The organism is Roseateles sp. P1_C6, assembly GCF_056406315.1.
Window position 1 is genome coordinate 160,230 of the sequence record NZ_JBFUAK010000006.1, and the last position, 23,579, is coordinate 183,808.

General features: G+C 69.5%; 22 protein-coding genes. 9 read left to right on the top strand and 13 right to left on the bottom strand.

Features of this window, described 5'->3' with window-relative positions; all coding sequences use genetic code 11:
- Positions 1-75 precede the first annotated feature (75 nt).
- Together AC1D29_RS14775 and AC1D29_RS14780 are read right to left on the bottom strand one after the other, a co-directional pair.
- Entirely contained in the window at positions 76-1,227 is a 1,152-nt protein-coding gene (locus AC1D29_RS14775; protein WP_477898610.1) for a hypothetical protein, read from the bottom strand.
- Between the two features lie 11 nt (positions 1,228-1,238).
- On the bottom strand, positions 1,239-1,553 hold the full coding sequence (locus AC1D29_RS14780) for a hypothetical protein (RefSeq protein ID WP_477898612.1): 315 nt from the start codon (positions 1,551-1,553) through the stop codon (positions 1,239-1,241).
- Positions 1,554-1,837: 284 nt separating this feature from the next.
- Here AC1D29_RS14780 and AC1D29_RS14785 point away from each other — a divergent pair, with 284 nt between their 5' ends.
- The 3 genes from AC1D29_RS14785 (at position 1,838) to AC1D29_RS14795 (ending at position 3,426) form a co-directional block, all read left to right on the top strand.
- Positions 1,838-2,113: a response regulator gene (locus AC1D29_RS14785; protein WP_477898614.1), complete on the top strand. Its 276-nt coding sequence runs from the start codon at positions 1,838-1,840 to the stop codon at positions 2,111-2,113.
- A 495-nt stretch (positions 2,114-2,608) separates the two neighbouring features.
- On the top strand, positions 2,609-3,028 hold the full coding sequence (locus AC1D29_RS14790; protein ID WP_477898616.1) for a copper chaperone PCu(A)C: 420 nt from the start codon (positions 2,609-2,611) through the stop codon (positions 3,026-3,028).
- Positions 3,029-3,042: 14 nt separating this feature from the next.
- Positions 3,043-3,426, top strand: coding sequence for a DUF1801 domain-containing protein (locus tag AC1D29_RS14795; protein WP_477898618.1), 384 nt, complete (start codon positions 3,043-3,045; stop codon positions 3,424-3,426).
- Positions 3,427-3,573: 147 nt separating this feature from the next.
- On the opposite strand, the gene AC1D29_RS14800 is transcribed toward AC1D29_RS14795, so the two are convergent.
- The 11 genes from AC1D29_RS14800 to AC1D29_RS14850 form a co-directional block, all read right to left on the bottom strand.
- Positions 3,574-4,470 (bottom strand): alpha/beta fold hydrolase, encoded by an 897-nt coding sequence (locus AC1D29_RS14800; protein WP_477898620.1) that lies wholly within the window; start codon positions 4,468-4,470, stop codon positions 3,574-3,576.
- A gap of 10 nt (positions 4,471-4,480) precedes the next feature.
- Entirely contained in the window at positions 4,481-5,080 is a 600-nt protein-coding gene (locus AC1D29_RS14805) for an ATP-dependent Clp protease proteolytic subunit (RefSeq protein ID WP_477898622.1), read from the bottom strand.
- Between the two features lie 61 nt (positions 5,081-5,141).
- The gene (locus tag AC1D29_RS14810) at positions 5,142-5,912 is read right to left on the bottom strand and encodes a DUF4184 family protein (protein ID WP_477898624.1); all 771 of its coding nucleotides are present in this window, start codon (positions 5,910-5,912) and stop codon (positions 5,142-5,144) included.
- Positions 5,913-5,999: 87 nt separating this feature from the next.
- A complete protein-coding gene (locus AC1D29_RS14815; RefSeq protein ID WP_477898626.1) occupies positions 6,000-6,623 on the bottom strand; it encodes a LysE family translocator in 624 nt (207 codons plus the stop codon).
- Positions 6,620-7,441 carry an esterase/lipase family protein gene (locus AC1D29_RS14820; protein WP_477898628.1) on the bottom strand — a complete coding sequence of 274 codons (822 nt, stop codon included), beginning with the start codon at positions 7,439-7,441 and terminating at the stop codon, positions 6,620-6,622. Before AC1D29_RS14820 ends, AC1D29_RS14815 begins: the two co-directional genes overlap by 4 nt.
- 120 nt (positions 7,442-7,561) lie before the next feature.
- A complete protein-coding gene (locus AC1D29_RS14825; RefSeq protein WP_477898630.1) occupies positions 7,562-8,074 on the bottom strand; it encodes a hypothetical protein in 513 nt (170 codons plus the stop codon).
- Entirely contained in the window at positions 8,071-8,688 is a 618-nt protein-coding gene (locus tag AC1D29_RS14830) for a hypothetical protein (protein WP_477898632.1), read from the bottom strand. Before AC1D29_RS14830 ends, AC1D29_RS14825 begins: the two co-directional genes overlap by 4 nt.
- Positions 8,689-8,692: 4 nt before the next feature.
- Positions 8,693-10,318 (bottom strand): wax ester/triacylglycerol synthase family O-acyltransferase, encoded by a 1,626-nt coding sequence (locus tag AC1D29_RS14835; RefSeq protein ID WP_477898634.1) that lies wholly within the window; start codon positions 10,316-10,318, stop codon positions 8,693-8,695.
- A gap of 158 nt (positions 10,319-10,476) precedes the next feature.
- Positions 10,477-10,815: a PspC domain-containing protein gene (locus AC1D29_RS14840; protein ID WP_477898636.1), complete on the bottom strand. Its 339-nt coding sequence runs from the start codon at positions 10,813-10,815 to the stop codon at positions 10,477-10,479.
- Between the two features lie 104 nt (positions 10,816-10,919).
- Positions 10,920-12,716, bottom strand: a complete 1,797-nt coding sequence (locus AC1D29_RS14845; protein WP_477898638.1) for an ABC transporter substrate-binding protein — start codon at positions 12,714-12,716, stop codon at positions 10,920-10,922.
- Positions 12,716-14,515, bottom strand: coding sequence for an ABC transporter substrate-binding protein (locus tag AC1D29_RS14850; protein WP_477898640.1), 1,800 nt, complete (start codon positions 14,513-14,515; stop codon positions 12,716-12,718). The genes AC1D29_RS14845 and AC1D29_RS14850 overlap by 1 nt, the downstream gene beginning before the upstream one ends.
- Before the next feature lie 142 nt (positions 14,516-14,657).
- Here AC1D29_RS14850 and AC1D29_RS14855 point away from each other — a divergent pair, with 142 nt between their 5' ends.
- The 6 genes from AC1D29_RS14855 (at position 14,658) to AC1D29_RS14880 (ending at position 23,567) form a co-directional block, all read left to right on the top strand.
- Positions 14,658-15,596, top strand: coding sequence for an ABC transporter permease (locus AC1D29_RS14855; protein ID WP_477898642.1), 939 nt, complete (start codon positions 14,658-14,660; stop codon positions 15,594-15,596).
- Positions 15,593-16,618, top strand: coding sequence for an ABC transporter permease (locus AC1D29_RS14860; protein WP_477898644.1), 1,026 nt, complete (start codon positions 15,593-15,595; stop codon positions 16,616-16,618). Before AC1D29_RS14855 ends, AC1D29_RS14860 begins: the two co-directional genes overlap by 4 nt.
- A gap of 2 nt (positions 16,619-16,620) precedes the next feature.
- Complete coding sequence (locus AC1D29_RS14865) at positions 16,621-18,297, top strand: ABC transporter ATP-binding protein (protein WP_477898646.1); 1,677 nt, start codon at positions 16,621-16,623, stop codon at positions 18,295-18,297.
- A gap of 115 nt (positions 18,298-18,412) precedes the next feature.
- Entirely contained in the window at positions 18,413-20,530 is a 2,118-nt protein-coding gene (locus AC1D29_RS14870) for a GGDEF domain-containing protein (RefSeq protein WP_477898648.1), read from the top strand.
- Positions 20,527-22,560 carry a GGDEF domain-containing protein gene (locus tag AC1D29_RS14875; RefSeq protein ID WP_477898650.1) on the top strand — a complete coding sequence of 678 codons (2,034 nt, stop codon included), beginning with the start codon at positions 20,527-20,529 and terminating at the stop codon, positions 22,558-22,560. Before AC1D29_RS14870 ends, AC1D29_RS14875 begins: the two co-directional genes overlap by 4 nt.
- Positions 22,557-23,567 carry a Bug family tripartite tricarboxylate transporter substrate binding protein gene (locus AC1D29_RS14880; protein WP_477898652.1) on the top strand — a complete coding sequence of 337 codons (1,011 nt, stop codon included), beginning with the start codon at positions 22,557-22,559 and terminating at the stop codon, positions 23,565-23,567. The genes AC1D29_RS14875 and AC1D29_RS14880 overlap by 4 nt, the downstream gene beginning before the upstream one ends.
- The last annotated feature ends 12 nt before the right edge of the window (positions 23,568-23,579 follow it).

Genomic DNA, 23,579 nt, shown 5'->3' on the forward strand with positions numbered 1-23,579 from the left:
CAGCCAGTGAACCCGCCGCACCGGCGGCGGATAGACCTGCTGCGCCGGCGAGCCAGCCTGCTTCGTCGGCGGCGGCTACAGCCCCCAGAACTTGAACGGGCTTCCGACAAAGATGCCGATCGACGGGTCCTTGGTGTCGCTGCGCCAGCCGAAGCGGATGCCCGCGTTGTACGGCGTGAACCCGTCGTTGGTGTCCTTGGACTGCAGGAAGTACACCGGCATGTCGATGCCTTTCACGCGCGACGTCCGGTCGTAGCTCAGGTTGATCTCCGCGCTGGCGGCCTCGCCCATGAAGAAGCGCGACGTCAGCGTGAAGATTCGCTTGATCTGCTGCTTGGGCTGACCGGCTGCGCCGTTGACACAGGTCACCGGGTACGTCTGGGCCTGCGGGCAGAACACCTTGGCATCGGCCTCCTTGTAGGCGCGCTGGTAGTCGAACTTGGCCAGGTAGAGGACTGAGCCCGAAGTGGCGTACCCAATGTACGGAGCCAGGCTCTGCGAGTACTTCTCGGACGTCTCGTCCTTCAGCGTGGTGGTGTTGAGGAACTTGTACTTCTTGTAGCCGACGCGTGCCTGGGCGCCTGCCAGCACGAAGTCGGCAAGGTTGGCACTCGGCAGGAAGTTGCTCGCGAACGTGCCCGCCGTCAGCCCGTAGCCGACGCTCGCGCCTGAGGCGAGCCCGTCCAAAGAGGCGATGTCCACTGACTTCGCGCCGCTCGACAACGGCGAAGACAGGCTGAGGGTGCGGTTCAGGTAGCTGCCGTCGGCGCTGCCGTCCTTGCCTTTGCCGTACCAGTCGTACCTGATCGTGGCGTTGCCGCCCTCGGTATTGGCCGTCAGGTAGGCGCTCGGGCCGTCGGCCTGCGCCTTACTGCTGCCCGCACCATCCTTTGTTGCGCCGGAATCCGGCTTCGCGGCTGGCTTGGCGCCTGAATCTGTTGCCTGCGCAAGGTTCAGGTCGGGAGCGACGGCCGGTGTCTTGGCGTCGGCTGTAGCGACGTCAGGCAGACCCGCAGCTTTGGCGGCAGCCTTGGCGACTGCCGCCGCGTCTTGCGCCGCCTGCGCGGCGTCCTTCGCGGCCTTGGCCGCATCTCCGGCCCGGCGTGCGGCATCAGCGGCGAGCTTCGCTGCCTGCAGGGCTTTCTCTAACGCCGTGGGCTCGGCTGCATGGGCAGGGAAGGCGGCGGCGATGGCGAGCGCGACGCCCGCGAGGATGAAATGCTTCATCGCGGACCTCCTCAGGTGATGGACACGGAGATATCGCCGTAGCCGTCCGGACGTGCATCCATGCTGTCGACCCTGTTCTTCCCCTGGCGAATCTTGTGAGGGCCGGTCTCGGCGCGCTTCGTCCACGTCCCGTCGACGTCCTGCTCGATCTTCAGGCTGATCTTCAGGCCCACCTCGCCCAAGAACATCCACACCAGCAGGTAGACGCCCTTGGGCACCTGGACCCCCGACTTCGAAAGCCAGATGATTTTTCCGTCGATGCCCTTGAGCCCGGCGCGCTTTGCGACGCCCGTATCCCCATCCCAAACGACCCGAACGTTGGCCATGTCGCTCTCCCTGAGTGTGGGCAACGAGTGCACCATGCGGGCATTTCGGCGGTCAACGGCGCGGGTCATCAACAGTGTGGAGGGCTTGCCGTGGGAGCAGTGCCCAATGCCCGAGCGCTGCCGCGCGCGAGCACCTGTCCTTCTAGAAATCAGATCCGTCGGGAAATTTATCCCGGCGCTTGCCGCCTAGACTTGTGGTTCTTCCTGCGCGCTTCTCCTTCGTGCCCTTAAGCGCAATGCCCGCACGAGCAGGTCCGCTGACGCACCGCCAAAGAAGGTGCGCCATGGCCGGGACAGAGCTGAAAGGGCTCCGCGTGCTCGTCATCGACGACAACGTCGATGCGGCCGATTCCCTCGCGTGGCTACTTGCAGATGCCGACGCTGAGATGCGGGGGGCGCAAATTGACGGCGCGGTGAATGGCCTTCAAGCAATGCTTGAACACGTTCGCGCAAGCCATGGCGACGTCAGCACGCTCGCGGCAAAGCTGAAGGAGCTTGAGGATCAGCGAGCTAAGGTCGCCCGGCAGTTCGACGACGCGATCAAGCAGCTTGGCCTCTGATCCCTAAGGTAGGTCCGGTCGGCAAGATCGGCGAGGGCAGACTCACTCTGGTCTGAAATGGCGGGCGCAGGCGCGCCCGCCATTTCAAAGAGCTCCTTCCAAGGCACCTGCAAGAACCTTGGCGCGGTTGAAAATCAGACGCATTGGGCGGCGCCTCGCCCGGGTAAGGTCTGTGGCGCGGGCCTGCCTCTCCCAAGCTTCCCGCGCCGGGGTAACCGGTCGCCACTCGTTGACCGGTTACGCCCTGGACCGTCCCTGAGCAACGTGGATCGCGCCGCAGCCGGATTCAGTTTTCGACTATTTTTGTCAGCCTTCGCTGCGGACCTGGTCGGAACCGGCTCCAGTTTTCGACCGCTCCGAAGCGCCGAACAAATTTGACCGCCCGCTAGGCCGCATTCCGCCTAGGGTCCAGTTTTCGACTTTATTTGTTCAGAACAGCAGGGGCGGGCGGGACTGCGCACAATGCGGGCTTTCTTGCTCGTTGAAGTCACCCCCATGCGCCGTCTGCTGCTCGCCTCCGCTCTGTTCGTGTCCTTTGCCGCCCAGGCGCAAGTCAAGGTCGACGACCCCTGGGTGCGCGCCACCGTGGCGCCGCAGAAGGCCACCGGCGCCTTCATGCAGTTGACGTCGGCCAAGTCCGTGAAGGTCGTCGCGGCCAGCTCGCCGGTGGCGGCGGTCGTCGAGATTCACGAGATGAAGATGGACGGCGACAACATGAAGATGCGCGCCGTCGACGCGCTGCCGCTGCCGGCCGGCCAGGCCGTGGCGCTGAAGCCGGGCAGCTATCACGTCATGCTGATGGGCTTGAAGGCGCCGATCAAGGCCGGCGAGACCGTGCCGCTGACGCTGACCGTCGAGGGCGAGGACAAGCAGCGCACGACGGTCGAGATCAAGGCCGAGGCACGGGCCAAGTGAACTGATGCACCGCGATGTATCGCATTGACGCCGACACGCCGGACGCCTACGTCGCCGCGCTGGACGGCTGGCGACAGGCGCAGGTGGCGGCGTTGCGTGCCGCGGTGCGGGAGGCCGCGCCGGCTGCCGACGAGCGGCTCAAGTGGGGCCACCTCGTCTATTTCAGCAACGGCCCCGTGCTGCTGATCCGCGCCGAGGAGAGCCGCGTGTTGTTCGGCTTCTGGCGCGGCACGCGGCTGCTCGACCTTGAACCGCGCATGCGTGGCGGCGGCAAGTTCGAGATGCGCACGCTGGAGTTGCGGCAGGACACGCCGTTGCAGCGCGCCACCGCGCTGGCACTGGTACGGGCCGCCATCGCGCTGAACGCGCGACTGGGCGACCCGACGGCACGCGCCTGAGGCTCAGCGGCGGCGGCGGGCAATGCCCACGCCGGCCAGCGCGGTCAGGCCAAGGCCGAAGGCCCGCGGCTTGAGGGCAGAAAGACGGGGCATCGCGGTTCGCCTGTCGCGGCCGGAGAGCGGTCCGCGTGAACTGGGGAAGTCCGCTCAGGCCCTTGCGGCGATGGCGGCGACTTCAGCGGCCAGCCGCGGCCACAGCGGCTCGGGCAGGTCGTGGCCCCACCCCGGGAGGATCTCCAGCCGCGCGCCGGGGATGCGCTTGGCGAGGTCGTGCGCGGCGGCGACCGGGATCAGCGCGTCGTCCTGGCCGTGGATGACCAGCGTGGGCGCCGCGATGCGCGGCAGGCGCTCGGCGCGGCGGTCGTCAGCGGCGATGGCGACGAGCTGGCGCGCCACCGCCTGCGGGCGGAAGGCACGCTTCACGCCGCGCGCGAGGCGCTCGCGCAGCGCCCTGGGCTCCGGCGGGTAGCCGGGGCTGCCGATGACGCCGTAGAGCTTCACGTAATGGTCGAGGATGTTCTCGAGCTTCTGCTCGGGCGTCGTCGCCGGCCTGGGACGCGACAGCATCGCGCGGCGTACCTTGAGGCTTTCCTTGGGCAGGCCGCGGTGGCCGCTGGTGGTCATCATCAGCGTCAGGCCCTTCACGCGGCTGGCGTGGGCGAAGCCCAGGTGCTGCGCAATCATGCCGCCCATGGACGCGCCGCAGACATGGGCCTGGGCGATGCCCAAAGCGTCCAGCACGCCGACGGCGTCACGCGCCAGGTCGGCGATCTGGTAGGGCGCCTTGACCGGCAGCCGCAGCGTGTGCAGCAGCGCGGCCAGCGGGATGTTGGGCATGCCCAGCTGGTCGAACGGCTGGCTGTGGCCCACGTCGCGGTTGTCGAAGCGGATGACGCGAAAGCCCTTGGCGACCAGCTGCTCGACCAGGCCGTCGGGCCAGGCGATCAGCTGCATGCCCAGGCCCATGATCATCAGCAGCGGCTCACCGCTGTCCGGGCCCTGGATGTCGACTTCGATCTGGACGCCGTTCGCCGAGACTTTCATCAACGGCCGATCAGCCGAGGTCGACCTGGCGCTCGATGACGCGCGACACCAGGCCGTAGTCGATGGCCTCCTCGGCGCTCATCCAGAAGTCGCGCTCGATGTCGATCGCGACGCGCTCCAGCGGCTGGCCGGTTTCCTTGGCGATGACGGCGGCGATGCGTGCGCGCGTGCGCAGGATTTCCTTGGCCTGGATGGCGATGTCGCTCGCCTGGCCGCCGGCGCCGCCGGCGGGCTGGTGGATCATGAAGCGCGTGTTGGGCAGCGCGAAGCGGCGGTTCTTGGGCGCGGCCAGGTAGATGTGCGTACCGGCGCTGGCCACCCAGCCCGTGCCGACGGTGGTGACCGGTGCGCGCACGAAGCGGATCATGTCGTGGATGGCGTCGCCGCTCTCGACATGGCCACCGGGCGACGAGATCAGCAGCGTGATCGGTGCGTCGGATTCCTGGCTCAGCGCCAGCAGGCGGCGGCAGGTGGCATGCGCCATCTTGTCGTCGATCTCGCCGAAGACCATGACGAAGCGGCCCTTGAAGAGCAGCTGCTCTTCCTGCTTCTCGGGGGCGTCTTTCTTGGCGGCCTTGTCTTCGGCGGCGGCGAGGGTGTGGTGTTGCATGGTGGGGTCCGGGTTGAGGGCGATACCTTACCGCGAGATGCGGGGCGGCTTGGAGGAGAGGTCAGGCGTCACCCAGCCGGCGCCACCAGACGATGCTGCCGAGGATCAACAGCGTGGCGAAGCAGCTGGTGCTCCAGACGACCGTGCGCACGATGAGGTGCGAGGTGTAGGCGGGCAGCGTCGGCGGCGTGAGCGCGTGGGCCGACAGCGCGCCGACGATGGCGGCGCAGGCGAGGCAGGCCAGCAGCAGCCGGTTTCGCCGGACATCGTGTCGCGGTGGGCTGGCCTGCCGCTGGGCGCGCAGTGCACGCCGGTACACGGCGGCGATGGCGACCACGCCCATGGCGGTACTCAGGTGCTGGACCAGGTGGACGACGAGGAACTGCCGGTCCATGGCGGCAAAGACCGGTCGGTTCAACCAGGGCAACAGGTCGGTGCCCCAGCGGCCCGGGTGCGTGAACGAATCCCACAGCACATGGCTGGCCGCCCCCACCAAGATGGACAGCACGGCCACCGCCAGGTTCACCGAGGCCCTGCGCGCCGGCTGCTGCAACTGGCTGCGCACGAGGGCGCGGTGAGGTGCCGGCAACAGCACCGTCAGCGGTTGGGAAAACCGCAGCAGCAGCACGAGCAGCAGCAGGCTCGCCGGCAGGCAGACCGTGGCGACGCCCTCGGGCGTGTGGCAGAACGCCCGCCATTTGCCGTGCATGCCGACGTAGTAGCTCAGGTCGGGGGCCATGGCCCCCAGGATCAGGGCGGGAAAGGAGAGCCAGCGAGGGCAGAGAGACCGCAGCGGCAGGATGGCGGCCGGGTGCGCAAAAGTCCAGGGCATGGGTCAGTCGTCAACAGCTCACGAGTTCGTCAGCCGGAATATCGCACCCTGATGCGCCTGCGCTCAGGGCGCGCTTGTGCCGCAGGGCTACCGGGCGCGCTCCAGCGCGACCTTGACGCCCAGGCCCATCAAGGTGGCGCCGGCGACCTGCTGGAAGCGTTGGAAGACGCGCGGCTTGGCCAGCAGCCAATGCCGGGCCCGCCCGCCGAGCGTGGCCGTGCACAGGTTGACCGCGGTGCCCGAGGCGATGGAGACCAGGCCGAGCACGGCTGCCTGCAGGCCCGGGTGGCCGAGCGTGGGGTCGATGAACTGGGGCAGGATGGCCAGGAAGAAGATGGCCACCTTGGGGTTGAGCAGATTGGACAGCGCGCCCTGGGCGAACGGCGAGGACCAGCGGCTGCGGCGGGGTTCGATGCCCACCGGCGCGGGGTGGCGCAGCATCTGCCAGCCCAGCCACATCAGGTAGACGGCACCGATCGCCTTGACGGCCAGGAAGGCGGTGGGGACGGCCGCCAGGAAGGCCGTCAGGCCCAGCGAGGCCGCGGCCACATGCACCAGCGCGGCACAGGCGATGCCGAGGCAGACCTTGATGCCCGCGGCGCCGCCGCGCGACACCGAGTTGCTCAGGATGCAGATGACGTCCGGTCCCGGGATCAGCGCGAAGCTCATGTTGAGCAGCGTGAAGGCCAGCAGCGTGGAGGTCGCGATCATGGCTGCACCGGTGTCCGGTAGAACCAGCGCCGCGCGCCCTTGGGTTCGAACGGCTTCCAGTCGCCATCCGGCTGGGCCAGCCTGTCCGCCAGCGCATACAGCGCGATCGGGTTCACGCCCAGGCCGATGTGGCTGGCCTGCACCTCGATGTTCTCGGCCAGCGGCGAGGGTTCGTTGACGCTGCAGCGCCAAGCGACCACGCCGTCGCTCTTGGAGTAGATGGATGTCGTCGGCACCGGCGGCGCCTGGCGGATCTGTGCCATCAGCTCGGGGTCGTTGGAGGCGTGGCCGCTGACCATCTCGAAGAAGCGCCAGGCGTTGGTCGCGCGCGGGTGGCCGGTGAAGGGCGTGCCCAGCGTGACGACGCAGCGCGTCAGCTCGGGGCATTCCTTGGCCAGCTCGCGGGCGTAGATGCCGCCCAGGCTCCAGCCCAGCAGGCTGACCTTGCGGCCATGGCGGCGGTGCAGGTCGACCAGGTCGGCCTTGCACCGCTCCAGCACCCCGGCGCGCGGGCCGAAGTTGAAGCCCTGCCCCCAGGGCTGGGTGGCGTAGCCCAGCGAGTCCAGCATGGCGCGCAGCGGCGCCGTGGTGAAGTCATGCGCACCCAAGCCGGGGAAGACCAGCACCGGGTGGCCGTCGCCGTGCGGCAGCTTCTTCAGCCACGGCATCGTGGCCAGCAGCGCGGCGTACTCCCAGGGCGCGCGGCCCTCCAGCATCAGCAGCCAGGCGTTGGGGGCGCGCAGGTCGGACCAGTCGGGGTGGGCGGTGGTGGGCGTCTGTTGCCAGCGCGAGAAGCGCGGCGAGCGGATAGCGGGCATGCGGAAAGCGGTTTCAGGCAAAGCTCGGCGATGTTAGCCAGCTGTCGCCTGTTTCCGGGGCGTGCTTGCCCGGGGCCGCCGTGTCGCGTTGGCGACGTGGCATGGGGCCGCCGTATGGCCCTAAGGCGGCGTGCCCGGCCGTCGCCCGCCGTCGGCCGTGGACTGGATCACGTCCGGCCCCTGGGCCCAGAAGCGGCGGATGCCGACGACGTAGCGGTGCGGGTCCCGCCGACCCTTCCAGGCGGCCCACAGCAGCGGGCCGAACAGGCCTGCCAGCATCAGCGCGGGAATCAGCAGGCGCAGGCGGCCCGACGCGAACAGCTGCAGGCCGATCGCCAGCACGAGCACCACAAGCGCGAGCCGCCTCAGCCACGGGGGCTCATGGCGTTCGCGCAGCGGCGTGGCGCAGTGCGGGCACTGCAGCCGCATCGTCGTCGGCCGGTACCAGGGCACCTTGGGCGGCCACAGCGCGCGGGCCAGCGTCGCGAAGCGGCCGTGGCACTGGGGGCAGACGTAGGGGCCGGTCGGCATGGCGGGCGCCCCCGACAGTTCCTGCTCGCAGCGCGTGCAGACCGCTTCGGCGTGCGGCAATGGCGCGCCGCAGCCCTGGCACCTCAGCGCGCCTTCGCTCACGGCACGCCACCTGCGCCGTGCCGGGCCGCACATTGGGCGGCGACGCGCGCCTGCAGCCGGTCTTCGTCAAAGGCATCGCGCATGCCGTACGCCAGGCAGGCCACGACGCCAACCAGCAGCGGCGCCATCACCAACCCGACAGCGCCCTGCAGCTTGGCGCGCCATCCCGTCACGGCGATGGTGTCCCGCGCCAGCACCGCGTCCAGCGGGGGTGCGTAGCCACCGCGCAGCACCCGGAAGGCCTTGCTGACTTCGAAGGCGGCCAGCAGCGCCAGCGCCGCCGGCATGCCGAGGAAGATCAGGCGCAAGGTCCACCGCGCCGCGTCGGCGGCGTCCAGGCGATCGCACAGCAAGCCACGGCCGGCCTGTGATGTCGCCAAAGCCAGGCCCATGGCCAGCAGCGCAGCCGGTAGCATGCGCCACAGCGCCCGCCGAGGCTGGCCCTTGATGACGACGGCGCCAGCGCTGGCCGGGTAGCGGGCCAGGCGCCGTTCCAGCTCGCGCTGCTGCCGCGATGTCGCGTCGCCGTTGTTGTTCGTGATGCGCCAGAGCAGCAGGGCGCCCGCGGCCATCAGCCCACCCCAGAAGAGCAGGTCCGAGATCGAACCGTCCATGCGCTCAGGCGGCCTTGGCCACTCGCCGCTTGGCCGGCGTGGGGGCCTTCTTCTTCGCGGCGACCTTCACGGCGACCTTCTTGGCCGCTGCCTTCTTCACCGGGGCCCGCTTCTTCACCACCGGCACCGGCTCCGGCGCGACCTCGGCCACCGGCAGCGCCTGGAACTCCATGAACGCCGCCTCGACATAGGCCGCCAGCTCAGCGGTCTCCGGCAGCGCCTCGCCGCAGGCCATCAGGCCGATGTCCAGCGACTGGTTGTAGGTCTGCACGGTCACATTCAGCGCCAGGCCGTGCACGGCGATGGAGGTGGGGTAGTTGGTCAGCATCTGCGCGCCGGCCAGGTACAGCGGCACCTGCGGCCCCGGCACATTGGAGATGACCACGTTGGCCACCACCGGCAGCTTCTCGGCGACCTTGGCGCGGCCGTAGAGCATGGCACCGGCCTGCATCAGCCAGGGGATGCCGAGGGACGGGAAGTCGGTGGGCATCAGGCTTTTCAGCTGGCTCATCTGCGCCTTCATCGCCTTGCTGACCTCGATGACATGGGCCAGGCGCTCGCTGGCGTCACTCAGGTGCGTGCCCAGGCTCATGAAGGTCATCGTCGCCTGGTTGTTGGACGTCGTGTCGCCCGCGGCACGCGTGGACACCGGCACGGCGGCGATCAGGCTCTTGCGCGGCAGCGGGCCGTGCTTGGCGAAGTAGCGCCGCAGCGCGCCGCCGATGATGAAGAGCACGGCGTCGTTGACGCTGGCGTGGTGGCGCTTGCGCGTGCGGTGCAGCTCGGCCAGCGGCAGCGTGACGCCGGCGAAGGAGCGCGTGTCGGACAGGCTGACGTTGAAGCGCGTGCGCGGCGCCGGGCCGAGGCTGGACACGGCCTTCTTGCCGCGCACGACGGCCGTCGTCTGCGACGCGACGCCGGCCAGCAGCGTGCGCAGCTTGTCCACCGACGCCTCGGCCGCGGCGCCGCCCAGTGACTTGACCGCCATGCCGCCCAGGATGCTGGCCGCGTTGGGCAGCGAACGGGCCAGCTTGACGGTCTGCTTCCATTGCTGCGACACGGCCGCGCGCAGCATGCCCACGGTGCCGAGCTGGCCGCGCTTCTTGCCGCGCGCGGCCAGCGCCTCGATGCTGCGCGGCTCGGGGCTCAGGTCCAGGATGACCTGGGCCAGCGCGACGGCGGCCTGGCCGTCGACGGCGGCGTGGTGCAGCTGCGTGTACAGCGCGATGCGCGGCTGGCCTTCGGGGCCGGACTCCAGCCCGGTGAAGACATGGAACTTCCACAGCGGCCGGCTGCGGTCCAGCAGCACCGGGTGCAGCGCGCCGACCTGGGCCTCCAGCTCGGCCATGCCGCTGCCCTCAGGCAGGGGAATCTCGACGATGTGCTCTTCGAGGTCGGGGTCGGCGTCCACCCAGCCGGGGTTGGACAGGCCCAGCGGCATCGCGATCAGGCGGCGGCGCAGCGCCGGCAGCAGCGGCATGCGCGCGCGCATGTGCTCGCGCAGGTCTTCGACATAGTCGCCGTCGTAGCCGACGGGCAGTTCCAGCAGGTGCAGCGCGCCGACATGCATCGGCATCTGCGGCGTTTCCAGGTAGAGAAAGCTGGCGTCGAGGCCGGCGAGCTGTTTCATCGGGCTGTCTCCTGGGCTTGTTTCAGCCCAGCATACCCGCGCTCACCTGGCGGAGGCCCTTAGGGCCGACCCCTCCAGCGACTCCCGCCGATCCGGCTTTGCCGGTCGGCTGGGGGTGCCCCCTTGAGGGGGCGGCCGTCAGGCCGTAGGGGGTGGCCTTACTCCTCGGGAACGAAGATCCACAGCAGGATGTAAACCAGGATGCCGCTGCCGAAGGCCAGGAACAGCACCGTGAAGATCAGGCGCCAGACCCAGGAGTCCAGCCCCGTCGAGCGGGCGATGCCACCGCAGACACCGCCGATCCAGCGGTCGACGCGGGCGCGGCGCAGGCCGTTGACGGCGCCGAGGTTGGGCGCCGGCGCGGCACCGGCGCTGTAGGCGTGGGCGGTGGCCTGGCCGGCCAGCAGCCGGGCCTTGGCCTTGGCGAATTCCTCGTCGTTGAGCACGCCGCGAGCGTGCAGGTCGGCCAGCTTGTTCAGTTCTTCTGCGTCGTTCATCTGGGGCTCCTTTCGGTGTTGATGTGGCGAAGCCTAGCGGCCCTGCGCGTGGAGACCAGTGTCGTGCGACAGGCCGTTGAATCTGTGGGACGCGCCCGGTGATTTCAATGGACAGGCCGCTTGCTCTCGTCGATGTCGACGAACTGCCAGAAGTCCTGCCAGAACAGCGGCCGGCGGTAGCCGCTCATCCAGGGCTGCTCGATGTCCGTCAGGATGCGGTGCACGTGGACCTTGTAAGGCAGATAGGTCACCGCGAGGCGCTTGGCCTCCTTGAACTGCGCCTCGCGCTCCGGGCCGTCGGGCATGGCCTGCATGCGGTCATAGATGGCGTCGAAGCGCGCGTCCTTGAAGCGCGGCAGGTTCTGCGTGCCGGCGGCGGGGCCGTAGAAGCGCTGCAGCGCGCCCTGCCCATCCGGCTGGGCCGCCGTGGAGCCCACCGGCCACATCTGGTAGTTGCCCGCCTGCACGGCCTTCAGGTTCTCGGGCCACTGCTGGATCTTGATCTGCATCCGTATGCCCACCGCCTGCAGCGCCTTGTCCCACAGCTCGTCGATGGCACGGTTCAGTGAGTTGGGCTCGGTGTTGCGGGTGATGACCAGCGGGCGGCCGTCGGGCAGGTCGCGCCAGCCATCGCCGTCCTTGTCGACGTAGCCATACATGTCCAGCAACGCCTTGGCGCGCGCCGGGTCGTAGTCGCTCATCTCGCTCTTGAACGCCGCGTCGTAGCCGGTGGTGTGCGGCACGGTGGGGCCCTGCGCCGGCACGGCACGGCCGCGGCGCGCGATCAGGATCTCGCGCTGCACGTCGTAGGACAGCGAGATCGCGCGGCGCAGCGCGACCTTGTCCGGCGTCATGCCGCCGACGACCGGGTCTTCCATGTTGAAGCAGGTCAGCGTCATGTCGGGCGCCAGCGTGAACACGGCCTGCATGCCCCGCTTGGCGAGGTTGGGCGCGAGCTTGCCGCCGGGCGCGGCCTGGGTGATGAACTCCTCGGGCACGCGCTCGATGAAGTCGTGCTCGTTGTTCAGGAAGGCCAGCCAGCGCGGCTGGCGCTCGACGATGACGTCGATGACGACGCGGTCCAGCATGGGCAGGCGCCGGCCCTTCAACTTGGCGAGGATGGCCTGGCCTTCGGCGTCATCGGGCGCCGGCTGGGCCTCGTAGTGGCGTTCGCGGTAGGTCGGGTTGCGCTCCAGCACCATCTGCGAGCTGCGGCGCCAGTCCTTCAGCACGAAGGGGCCGGTGCCGACCGGGTGCTCCATGATCTGGTCGCCGTAGAACTCGACGACCTCGCGCGCCACCGCGCCGTAGAGGTCGCTGCCGGCGAAGATGGATTCCACCAGCCGGGGCCGGGCCTCGTTCGTCTTGACCTGCAGCGTGTAGCGGTCCAGTGCCCGCGCGCCCTGCACCTCGCTGTCGTAGGGAAAGGGCTTCTTGCTCTTGATGACCCGCTCGCGCAACTCGTTCAGGCCGACGAGGCCGGCTTCCTCGTATTGCGACCAGCCCTGGGCGTTGTTGGCCGGGTCGGCGTAGCGCTTGATGCTGTAGACGAAGTCCTCGGCCGTGACCTCGCGCTTCCTGCCCTTGAAGGCCGGGTCGTCGGCGAAGTAGATGCCGGGGCGGATCTTGATCGTGAAGGTCTTGAAGTCGGCGCTGATCTCGGGGTCGGCGGAGGCGATCAGCGGCACGATGCGCGTCGGCCGTGCCAGCGGGTCGTAGGTGTACAGGCCCTCGAAGATGTGGCCCGTGATGGTGCGCGAGTAGATGTCCGACAGCCGCACCGGGTCGAACCCCGTCTCGGCGATCAGGAAGGCGTAGCGCAGCGTCTTCTGGGGTTGCGCGGCGTGACCGGCGGGGGTCAGCGCGGCCCACAGGGCCAGTGCGGCGAGCAGTTGTTTCATCACTTGGCCTTGAGGCTGGCGGCAGCGGGGTCGATGTCGACGTACTTCCAGAAGTCGCGCACGAAGATGTTGCGGCTGTAGCCCTTGACCCAGGGCTGGGCCATGTCGGTCCAGATGCGGTGCACGTGGAACTTGTAAGGCGCGTAGGCCACCAGCAGCCGCTGTGCCTCGGTCATCAGCGCCAGGCGCTCGGGGCCGTCGGGCAAGGCCTTCTGCTTCTCGTAGATGGCCTCGAAGGCCGGCAGCGCGAAGCGCGCCTTGTTGGCCTTGCCCTTGGCCGCGCTGGAGCCCAGCGCCAGGAAGGTGTCGCCGTCGGGTGTGGAGCCCACCCAGCCGACGGCCCACATCTGCAGCTTGCCGGCGCTGGCGGCCTTGAGCTGCTCGGGGAACTTGCCGATCTTGAAGCTCATGCGGATGCCCAGCGCACTCATGTTCTTCTGCCACTGCTCGGCCAGCTGGCGGCGCTCGCCGTCGGCCAGCGTCGAGTACTCGATGGCCAGCGGCTTGCCGTCAGCTTGTTCGCGCCAGCCATCGCCGTCGCGATCGACATAGCCGTACAGGTCCAGCAAGGCCTTGGCCTTGGCGAGGCTGAACTCGCTCATCTCGGACTTGAACGCGGGGTCGTAGCCGAACACCGTGGTCGGCACCGGCCCCTGGCTCTTCAGCGCCTGGCCGCGGCGCACCAGGCGGATCTCCTTGTCCAGGTCCACGGCCAGGTTGATCGCGCGGCGCAGCGCGATGCGCTCGGGCGTGTAGCCGCCGACGACCGGGTCCTCCATGTTGAAGTAGCTCAAGGCGATGTCGGCGCGGGGATAGCGCGTCATCGTGATGCCTTGCTTGGCGAGGTTGGGCGCCAGGTGGTTGCCGGGAATGGCCACGCTGGCGAAGTCGATGGGCACCTCCTCGATGACGTCGGCCTCGCCGCGCAGGAAGGACAGCCAGCGCGGCTGGGACTCTTCGATGATGTCGATCTCGACGCGGTCCACCAGCGGCAGCTTTTTGCCCTGCAGCGCGGCCACCTCGGCCTTGAGCTTGTCGCTGGCGTCGGGCGGCGCAGTCTCGACGTAGCGCACGTCGCGGTAGTTGGGGTTCTTGTCGAGCACCACGCGCGAGCTGCGCCGCCACTCGGCCAGCCGCCAGGCGTTGGTGCCGACCGGGTGCTCCATGATCTTGTCGCCATAGAACTCGACCACCTCGCGTGCGACGGCGCCCAGGAAGCCGGGGTCGCTGAACTGGTAGATGAAGCGCGGGTCCGCGACGCCCAGCTTGAGCTGGAAGGTGTAGCGGTCCAGCGCCTTCAGGCCCTCGACCTCGCGGTCGTAGTCGAAGGGCTTCTTGGCCTTCATCAGCTCCGCACGCAGCTCCGAAAGCCCCAGGATCTTGACGTTCTCCAGCAGGTAGAGGTTGCCGCTCTTCCAGCGCGGGTCGTAGTGGCGCTTGACGCTGTAGACGTAGTCCTCGGCGGTCAGTTCGCGCTTCTTGCCGTTGAAGGCCGGGTCGTCGGAAAAGTAGATGCCGGGCTTGACCCGCATCGTGATGGTCTTGAAGTCGGCGCTGATCTCCGGCATCTCGACCAGCGTGGCAGGCCGCAGCTTGAACGGCCGGGCGCCGAAGTCGTATTCCAGCGGCGCGTCCAGGATGCCGGCGACGATGGCCTTGGAGTACAGGTCGGTGATCTGGGCCGGGTCGAAGCCGGTCTCGGCCACCTTGAACGCATAGCGAAGCACCTTGTCTTGGGCCTGGGCGGCGGTCAGTGTGCAGGCCAGCAGCAGGGCGGTCAGCAGGGACGGGAGCTTCATCGGAGGGCGCGGCAAAGGCGGGAAAGTCGCGGAGTCTAGTGAAACCGTCAGGGCAAGGCCCAGGGTTGCTCGCATAGACTCCGGCCCGTTTTCCCGTGTAACCCCGCGTCAACGGCGGGGTTTGCAGTTTCTTGGAGCCCCGATGGCGGCCTATTTCGTTCGACGCCTGTGGCAGATGATCCCGACCCTGCTCGGTGTCGTGCTGCTGGTGTTCTTCCTGTTCAAGTATTTCGGCAGCGACCCGGCCATCATCCTCGGCGGCCTGAACGCGAGCCCGGAGCAGATCGAGTCCATCCGCGAGCAGCTGGGCCTGAACAAGCCGGTCTGGGAGCAGCTGTGGATCTTCATCAAGCAGATCGCCACCTTCGACTGGGGCAAGAGCTGGGCGACGAATGAGTCGGTCGCCAACCTGTTCGCGACGCGCCTGCCGGCCACGCTGACGGTCACCGTGCCCATCCTCATCCTCGAGGTGGCGCTGGCCATCCCGTTCGCGCTCGCCGTGGCCACCGTGCGCGGCAGCCTGACCGACCGCACCGTGATGGTCTGCACGACGGTGGCCGTGTCCATCTCGCTGCTGGTCTACGTCATCCTGGCCCAGTACGTGTTTGCCTTTCGCCTGGGCTGGTTCCCGGTGCAGGGCTGGACCGGCAGCCACTGGACCAACCTGACGACCTACGCGCCGCTGCCGGTGCTGGTCGCGGTGGCCGTGTCGCTGGCACCGCAGATCCGGCTGTACCGCAGCTTCTTCCTCGACGAGATCGGCCACGACTACGTGCGCACCGCGCGCGCCAAGGGCATGACCGAGGGCACCGTGCTGCTCAAGCATGTGCTGCGCAACGCGATGATCCCCATCCTGACCAACGTGTCGGTGCTGCTGCCCGGCGTGCTGGTGGGCAGCTTCCTCATCGAGGTGTTCTTCTCCATCCCGGGCCTGGGCCGCGAGCTGCTGCTGGCCGTCAACCGCGGCGACTATCCCGTCATCCAGGCCTTCGCCATCTACCTGGCCGCGCTGACGATGACCGTCAACCTTCTCGTCGACCTGCTCTACAAGCTCGTCGACCCCCGGGTGGTGCTGAAATGATCGCCGTGTCCAACTCCTCCGGCGGCGTCTGGGCCGCGTCCTGGCGACGCCTGAAGACCGACCGCGTCGGCGTCGTGTCCATGGCCATCGTCGGCGCCTTCATGGTGCTGGTGCTGCTGGCCGCGACCAACCTGGTCGCGTCGGGCTGGCAGAAGGAGGTCGGCGTGCCCAACGCGCCGCCGACGCTGCTGGGCCCGCAGCCCGCCGAGGACACCGGCACCATCGCCGCGCCCAAGGGGCCGAACGTGGACCTGTCCGACATCGACCCGCTGGCGCCGCGCTACGCCGAATGGGCCGAGCGCGCCAAGGCCTTCAAGACCGACGAGATCAACAAGGCCGAGACGCTGCCGCTGGGCGGCGACCGCCTGGGCCGCGACGTGCTGGCCAAGGTCATCAAGGGCGCCGAGGTTTCCATCTTTGTCGGCCTGGCGGCCGCCATCGTCGCGACGCTGATCGGCACCGTGCTGGGCGCCGTGTCGGGCTTCTTTGGCGGCAAGGTCGGCGACTTCCTGGAGTGGGTCTACAACGTCTTCACGGCCATCCCCAGCATCCTGCTGATCTTCGCGTTCGCGGCCATCTTCCCGCGCGGCGTCGGCGCCGTCGTGCTCATCCTGGCGCTGACGGGCTGGACCGGCATCTACCGCCTCATCCGCGCCGAGTTCATGAAGCACCGCGTGCGCGAGTACGTGCGCTCGGCCGAGGCCATCGGCGCGTCGCAGGCGTCGCGCATGTTCCGGCACATCCTGCCCAACGTGTCGCATGTGGCGCTGGTGCAGCTGTCGCTGCACGTGGTCAGCTTCATCAAGAGCGAGGTCATCCTGAGCTACCTGGGCCTGGGCGTCGGCGTGGACCAGGTCAGTTGGGGCACCATGCTGGGCGAGGCGCAGAACGAGCTGATCCTGGGCTACTGGTGGCAGCTGGCCGTCGTGGCCGCCTTCATGGCCGTCTTCGTCACCGCGTTTGCGCTGTTCACGGATGCGCTTCGTGACGCGTTGGACCCGAAGTTGAGAGGTCTGGAGTGACCATGTTGCTCAGCATTCAAGACCTCAAGGTCGCCTTCCGCATGGGCCGCGTCGATGGCCAGATGCAGCGCCAGCTGGCCGTCAAGGGCGTCAGCTTCGACGTGCCGGAGAACAGCACGGTCGCGCTGGTGGGCGAGTCCGGCTCGGGCAAGAGCGTGACGGCGATGTCCATCCTGAACCTGCTGCCCAGCAACGCCGAGCGCGAAGGCCGCATCCTGTTCCAGGGCCGCGACCTGCTGCAGGCGTCGATGCGCGACCTGCAGGGGATCCGCGGCAAGGACATCGCCTGCGTGTTCCAGGACCCGATGAGTTCGCTGAACCCGGTCTTCAACGTCGCCACGCAGATCTGCGAGCCGCTGATGAAGCACATGGGCATGAGCCGCCGCCAGGCGCTGGTGCGCGCCGAGGAGTTGCTCAACGAGGTCGGCATCCCCGAGCCCAAGCGGCGCCTGAAGGCCTACCCGCACGAGATGTCCGGCGGCCAGCAGCAGCGCGTGATGATTGCCGTCGCGCTGGCCTGCTCGCCCAAGCTCCTGATCGCCGACGAACCGACGACGGCGCTGGACATGACCATCCAGCGCCAGGTCATGGAGCTGATGGCCAGGCTGAAGGAATCGCACCGCATGAGCCTGCTGTTCATCTCGCATGACCTGGGCGTGGTGGGCGAGATCTCCGACCACGTCGTCGTCATGCGCCATGGCCAGGTGCGCGAGAGCGCGCCGGTGGCGCAGATCTTCAACGACCCGCAGGACGCCTACACCAAGGCCTTGCTGGCCTGCCGGCCATCGCTGACCGAGAACCCGGCGCGGCTGATGGTCATCGACGACCACATCGCCGGTCGCGAGAGCGCCCGCGATGCGCAGGTGAAGGACGACAGCGCGCCGGTCATCATGGAAGTGACCGGCCTGCAGAAGAGCTTCTGGCTCAAGGACGGCCTGTTCGGCAAGCGCGAGTTCAAGGCTGTCAAGGGCGTCAGCTTCAAGCTGCGCAAGGGCCACACGCTGGGTGTCGTCGGCGAGTCCGGCTCCGGCAAGACGACCATGGGCCTGACGCTGCTGCGCCTGCACGAGCCCACCGGCGGCCAGGTGCTGTTCGAGGGCAAGGACTTGCTGAAGATGAGCGGCGCCGACTGGCAGCAGATGCGCCGCCGCATCCAGGTCGTGTTCCAGAACCCCTACGCGTCGCTGAACCCGCGCTTCACCATCGGCCAGACGCTGCGCGAGCCGATGGAGATCCACCGCATCGGCGCGAACACGGCCGAGCGCGAGGCGCGCGCCGTGGCGCTGCTGAAGAAGGTGGGCCTGGACGAGAGCGCGATGGCCAAGTACCCGCACGAGTTCAGCGGCGGCCAGCGCCAGCGCATCGCCATCGCGCGCTGCCTGACCTTGCAACCCGAGGTGCTGGTGCTGGACGAGGCCGTGTCGGCGCTGGACGTGTCGGTGCAGGCCCAGGTGCTGAACCTGCTGAAGGACTTGCAGGACGAGTTCGGCCTGAGTTACATCTTCATCAGCCACGACCTGGCGGTCGTCAAGTTCATCTCCGACGAGGTGCTGGTCATGCAGAACGGCGACGTCGTCGAGCAGGCCGGCACGCAGGCGCTGATTGCCGCGCCCCGTGAGGAATACACGCGCCGGCTGCTGGGCGCCGTGCCGCGCGGCTACCAGGGCCAGGTCGCCTGAGGCCGCCGCGGCAGCTCGCGTGGAATTTCAACGGTCTTCGGCCCGGCATCCGCAGCGGCCCCGGCCGAACCGCGCTGAAATGGGGCGCTTGGAACCTGATGTTCCTGCCGCCGCGATGCTCCGACCCCTGGCTCCACGATCAACGCTGTGCGCGGCGCTGGCCGCGCTGGTCCTGCTGAGCGCCTGTTCCCCAGGCGACGGCGGCTCCGCCACGCCCCACGCGGCCGCCTCCGCCGCCTCGGCCGTGAGCCCCGACGGCCTGGCCCGCGACCTCGACCGCATTGAGCGCGCGGAGCGCGCCAAGCCAGCCCAGTACGAGAAGGAGCTGCGCGAGCGCGGCGCGGCGCTGCCGCCCGGCAGTGCCGCGCAGCTCGACGTCATCGCGCTGCGCGGCCTGCTGGCCGCACTGGCGCGCGACCGGGCGCTGAGCGAGCAGCTGGCCCAGCAACTGCGGGACTGGCCCGCCGGCGAGCTGCGCGCCGCCGCCACCGTCGCGGCGGCCAGCATTGGCACCGAGTACCTGCGCTCGCACGGCGACCTGCGCGAGGCACGCAAGCTGCTGACCGCGGTGGATGCGGCCCAGCTCAACGCCGCCGGCCTGGTCTACCGCTGGCGCTACTACCGCCAGCTCGCGGCCATCAGCAGCGATGCGGGTGAACTCGATTCCTCGCTGACCGAGGGCCACAACGCGCTGCGCCTGGCCGAGCAGACCGGCCAGCCGTGGCGCGTCGCGCTGTCGCTCGTGGACCTGGCCTTCACGACCTTGCGCGCCGACACGCCGGCCCGCGCCCGCCAGATCGCGGCGCAGGCCCTGGCCGAGGCGCAGAAGGACCCCGACCCGATGACGCTGAACCAGGTCCACACGATGCGCGGCATCGTGCATGCCGACGACAGCGACTCCAGCATCACGCTGCAGGCCAACTCCGACGCGCTGGAGCAGGCCGCCATCGCCGGCGCCGACTCGGTGCGGGCCCTGGGCCTGGCCAACTTCGCCGACTACCACCTGCGCCAAGGCCACCCGGCGCGCGCGCTGGAGCTGGCAGAGCAGGCGCTGCCGCTGGCGCGCGCGACGCGCAACACCGGCGCCGAGAGCGTCGCCCGCTCCAACATCGGCCTGGCCAAGATCGCGCTGGGCCGCATCACCGAGGGCCGCAACGAGGCGCGTGCCGCCATCACGCTGGACGAGCAGCAGGGCGCGCTGTCCTATGCCTCCGACGGCTGGAAGGAAATGGCCGGCTACCTGGAGCGCGCTGGCGACCTGCCCGGTGCCGTCGCCGCGTATCGCGAACACCGTCGCATGGCCGACCGAGTGCTGCGCGACGAGACGCGCAAGCTGCTGCTGGAAGCGCAGGAGCGCCAGGACGCCGAGCAGCGCGCCCGCGACATCGAGCTGCTGAACCGCGACAACGCGCTGAAGGCCGAGCAGGTCCACCAGCGCAACCTGGCGCTGGCGCTGTGGGCGGCACTGGGTGGCTGCGTCGTCGTGTCGCTGGGCCTGCTGTACCAGGCCTTCCGCCGCGTGCGCCGCACCAACGAGGCGCTGGCGCACAGCAACGCATCGCTGAAGCGCCAGAGCGAGACCGACCCGCTGACGGGCCTGGCCAACCGCCGCCACTTCCAGGCTGCGATCAGGAACCTGTCCGGCCCCGAGGGGCTGGTGGGCAGCGTCTTCCTCGTCGACGTGGACCATTTCAAGCGCATCAACGACAGCTTCGGCCATGCCGCCGGCGACGTGGTCCTCATCGAGATGGCGCGCCGGCTGCGCGAGGCCGTGCGCGACGACGACCTCATCGTGCGCTGGGGTGGTGAGGAGTTCCTCATCGTTGCGCGCAGCCGCGAAAGCTCGTTCGCGCCGCAGCTCGCGCAGCGCCTGCTGGACCTCATCGGCGGCCGCTCGGTGCGCCACGACGGCCGCAACATCCACGTCACCGCGTCCATCGGCTTCGTCAGCCTGCCGTTGCCGCCGCACGGGCTGCGTCTGTCCTGGGAGCGCGCCATCGATCTCGTCGACACGGTGATGTACCTGGCCAAGGCGCATGGCCGCAACAAGGCCTATGGCGTCGAGCGCATCGACGCCGCGGACGCCCTCGCCGCCGCGCAGCTGACGGCCCGCCTCGAAGCCGCCTGGAGCGAGGGTCGTGTGGGCCTGATGGCACTCAGCGGCCCAGGCGTCGTGGCGCCCAACAGCGGCATGCAGCCCCTCGACGACGGCCTACGGCCGGCTGGTGCATGAGAGCAGCCGCCCTCGCGCTGAGCCTGCTGCTGGCCACTGCCGCGTTGAACGCGGCGCCGGTGACCGCGCCCGATCCGGTGGCCGAGGACACGCTGCTGGCCAACATCACGCGCCGTGCCTTCGACGACCCCGACGCCATGCTCGCCGAGCTGACCCGGCGCTGGCCCACGCATGCCGGCCCCGGCCAGCCGCGCGAGGCCGCCTGGCTGCTGGCCCGTGGCCGCGTGCTGCTCGCCGCCAGCCAGACCGAGGCGGCCGATGGCGTCGCCGTGCAACTGATGGCGCGCGAGGACGGCGTGGACCGCAGCTGGCTGCTGCGCGCGCTGATCCAGGAGCGCTCCGGCAAGCCCGCCGGCACGCTGGCCGCCCGCGCACTGACCGGCCTGGCCAAGCGCTGCCCGGTGGGCGACGAGGTGCGTGCCGTGCGTGAGCTGGGCTGCGACTTCCGCAGCAACTGGGAGGCGCTGCGCATGCTGCAGCGCGAGCAGGCCGGGCAGGGCGTGTTCGTCGAGGCCGAGGCCAGCGTGCGTCGCGCCCTCGCGCTGGCCCGCGCCGGCGAGGACAAGCACCTGGCCGCGCTCAGCCTGGCGCAGCTGGCCGTCATCCTGCAGGCCCAGGACCATGTCGACGCGGCACGCGCCGAGATCCGCGCGGCGCTGGTGGAGGCCCAGGGCGACCTCGTCGCCGGCGCGCGCGTGCGCAACTTCGAAGCCGTGCTGGAGCGCCGCGCGCGCGACGCCGGTGCCGCGCGCAGCGCGCTGGAGAGCGCGCTGCTGCTGGCCGAGCAGGCCGAGGCGCCGCACCTGGTCGCCATGTTGCGTTCCAACCTCGTCGATGCCTACATGCACCTGGGCCTGTTGAAGGAAGCCCAGGCCACGGGCCAGAAGGCGCTGCCGGTGCTGCAGCGCTTTCGCGACCGCACCTACGAACGCGGCCTGCATCACAACCTGGCGGTGGCCCACATCAAGTTGCGCCAGTTCGACGCGGCGCGCCAGGAGCTGGTGCGCGCCAGCGACATCACCGTCGACCCGACCGATCTCGTGCCGCGCGCCCGCGAGCTGCGCGAGCTGGGCGACACCTGGGCCGAGGCCGGCCAGTACAAGGAAGCGCTCGCCGCGTTCAACGATGAGCGCGAGCTGAACGCGCGCACCAACGAGCGCAACCGCGCCGCCGCGCTGGAGGAGTTGCGCCGCAAGTACGACAGCGCCGCCAAGCAGCGCGACCTGGACCTGCTGAACCGCGACGGCCAGCTGAAGGACCAGCAGATCGAGAACCAGCGCCTGGCGCAGCAGGTCGGCGTGGCCGTGGGTGTGCTGCTGCTGCTGTCCATCGCGCTGATCGGCGTCACGCTGCTGCGCATGCGCCGCGCGCAGGCCCGCCTGACGGCCAACCAGAGCCTGTTGCGCGCGCAGAGCGAGCGCGACCCGCTGACCGACCTGTCCAACCGCCGCCACTTCCTGGCCGTCATGGACCAGCGCTCGCGCGAGGCCAAGGCCGAGGGCTTCCACGGCGCGCTGATGATGATCGACATCGATCACTTCAAGAACGTCAACGACCAGCATGGCCATGCGGCCGGCGACGCCGTCATCGTCGAGGTCGCGCGTCGCATCAGTGCGGCCGTGCGCGACACCGACCTGGTCGTGCGCTGGGGCGGCGAGGAGTTCCTGGTGTTCGCGCCCGAGCTGCCCGGCGCCGACCTCGCGCTGATGGCCGACCGCATCCTGCGCAGCATCGGCGGCACGCCCATGGCCACGCCCGAGGGCCCGCTGCGCATCACCACGTCCATCGGCTTCGCCAGCTTCCCGCTCGGCGGCTCGGGAGGGCCGGGGCTGCGCCTGCACTGGGAGCAGGCCGTCAACTGGGCCGACATGGTGCTCTACAAGGCCAAGGCCGAGGGCCGCAACCGCGGCGTGGGCATCACCGCCGTCGAGGTGCCCGACGCCGACACGCTGGGCGCCATCCTGCAGGACTTCGACGCCGCCTGCATGAACGGCCAGGTCAGGCTGAGCCTGCTGCCCGGGCCACCATGAGTCGCGTGCGGCTGCAGCGCCGCGGCCTGCTGGTATGGCTGGCCGCCACCGCCGGTGCCGCCCAGGCCCAGCCCGGCAACGCGCCGGTCTGGCCGGGCAAACCGCTGCGCATCGTCGTGCCCTACCCCGCGGGCGGCGCGGCCGACGTCGTCGCGCGCCTGCTCGCGCCCGAGCTGCAGCGGGGCCTGGGCAACGCCGTCATCGTCGACAACCGGCCCGGTGCCGACGGCAACATCGGCAGCGCCGAAGTCGCCAGCGCCAGCGACGGCCACACGCTGCTGATGGGCAGCGTCGGCACGCATGCGATCAACCCGCTGCTGTCGCGCCGCCTGCCCTACGACGCGGTGAAGGATTTCGCGCCCATCAGCCTGATCGCGACGGTGCCGCTGGTGCTGGTCGTCAACCCCGGCGTCGCGCAGTCGCTGGGCATCCGCAATGTGGGCGATCTTGTGCATGTGGCGACGACCCAGCCCGGCCGACTGAACATCGCCTCCGGCGGCAACGGCAACCCTTCGCACCTGGCCGGCGAACTCTTCAAGCGCCTGACCCAGACCTACATGCTGCATTTCCCCTACCGCAGCACGGCGTCGGCGCAGCAGGACGTCATCGCCGGCAACATGGACCTGATGTTCGACTCCCTGCCGTCGGCGCTGCCGCAGATCAAGGCCGGCAAGCTGCTGGCGCTGGCCGTCACCAGCGCGCGGCGCAGCCCCGGCCTGCCCGAGCTGCCCACCGTCGAGGAGGCCGGCGGCCCGGTGCTGAAGGGCTACGAGGCCAGCGCCTGGGTGGGCCTGTTCGCGCCCAGCAGCCAGCCGCCCGAGCAGCTGGCGCGGCTGCAGCGCGACGTGGCTGCAGTGCTGGCCGGTCCGGCGCTGCGCGAGCGCCTGCAGACCCGCGGGCTGCTCATCCAGGGCAGCGGTGGCGCCGAGTTCGCGGCTTTGATCGCCGCCGAGACCGCCAAATGGGCTCGCGTCGTCAAGCTGTCTGGTGTCAAAGTCGACCGTTGACATCAACGAGGA

Excerpts from the sequence above, each read along its gene's own strand:
- AC1D29_RS14775 (WP_477898610.1), bottom strand. The coding sequence starts at position 1,227 with ATGAAGCATTTCATCCTCGCGGGCGTCGCGCTCGCCATCGCCGCCGCC.
- AC1D29_RS14780 (WP_477898612.1), bottom strand. The coding sequence starts at position 1,553 with ATGGCCAACGTTCGGGTCGTTTGGGATGGGGATACGGGCGTCGCAAAG.
- AC1D29_RS14785 (WP_477898614.1), top strand. The coding sequence starts at position 1,838 with ATGGCCGGGACAGAGCTGAAAGGGCTCCGCGTGCTCGTCATCGACGAC.
- AC1D29_RS14790 (WP_477898616.1), top strand. The coding sequence starts at position 2,609 with ATGCGCCGTCTGCTGCTCGCCTCCGCTCTGTTCGTGTCCTTTGCCGCC.
- AC1D29_RS14795 (WP_477898618.1), top strand. The coding sequence starts at position 3,043 with ATGTATCGCATTGACGCCGACACGCCGGACGCCTACGTCGCCGCGCTG.
- AC1D29_RS14800 (WP_477898620.1), bottom strand. The coding sequence starts at position 4,470 with ATGAAAGTCTCGGCGAACGGCGTCCAGATCGAAGTCGACATCCAGGGC.
- AC1D29_RS14805 (WP_477898622.1), bottom strand. The coding sequence starts at position 5,080 with ATGCAACACCACACCCTCGCCGCCGCCGAAGACAAGGCCGCCAAGAAA.
- AC1D29_RS14810 (WP_477898624.1), bottom strand. The coding sequence starts at position 5,912 with ATGCCCTGGACTTTTGCGCACCCGGCCGCCATCCTGCCGCTGCGGTCT.
- AC1D29_RS14815 (WP_477898626.1), bottom strand. The coding sequence starts at position 6,623 with ATGATCGCGACCTCCACGCTGCTGGCCTTCACGCTGCTCAACATGAGC.
- AC1D29_RS14820 (WP_477898628.1), bottom strand. The coding sequence starts at position 7,441 with ATGCCCGCTATCCGCTCGCCGCGCTTCTCGCGCTGGCAACAGACGCCC.
- AC1D29_RS14830 (WP_477898632.1), bottom strand. The coding sequence starts at position 8,688 with ATGGACGGTTCGATCTCGGACCTGCTCTTCTGGGGTGGGCTGATGGCC.
- AC1D29_RS14835 (WP_477898634.1), bottom strand. The coding sequence starts at position 10,318 with ATGAAACAGCTCGCCGGCCTCGACGCCAGCTTTCTCTACCTGGAAACG.
- AC1D29_RS14840 (WP_477898636.1), bottom strand. The coding sequence starts at position 10,815 with ATGAACGACGCAGAAGAACTGAACAAGCTGGCCGACCTGCACGCTCGC.
- AC1D29_RS14845 (WP_477898638.1), bottom strand. The coding sequence starts at position 12,716 with ATGAAACAACTGCTCGCCGCACTGGCCCTGTGGGCCGCGCTGACCCCC.
- AC1D29_RS14850 (WP_477898640.1), bottom strand. The coding sequence starts at position 14,515 with ATGAAGCTCCCGTCCCTGCTGACCGCCCTGCTGCTGGCCTGCACACTG.
- AC1D29_RS14855 (WP_477898642.1), top strand. The coding sequence starts at position 14,658 with ATGGCGGCCTATTTCGTTCGACGCCTGTGGCAGATGATCCCGACCCTG.
- AC1D29_RS14860 (WP_477898644.1), top strand. The coding sequence starts at position 15,593 with ATGATCGCCGTGTCCAACTCCTCCGGCGGCGTCTGGGCCGCGTCCTGG.
- AC1D29_RS14865 (WP_477898646.1), top strand. The coding sequence starts at position 16,621 with ATGTTGCTCAGCATTCAAGACCTCAAGGTCGCCTTCCGCATGGGCCGC.
- AC1D29_RS14870 (WP_477898648.1), top strand. The coding sequence starts at position 18,413 with ATGCTCCGACCCCTGGCTCCACGATCAACGCTGTGCGCGGCGCTGGCC.
- AC1D29_RS14875 (WP_477898650.1), top strand. The coding sequence starts at position 20,527 with ATGAGAGCAGCCGCCCTCGCGCTGAGCCTGCTGCTGGCCACTGCCGCG.
- AC1D29_RS14880 (WP_477898652.1), top strand. The coding sequence starts at position 22,557 with ATGAGTCGCGTGCGGCTGCAGCGCCGCGGCCTGCTGGTATGGCTGGCC.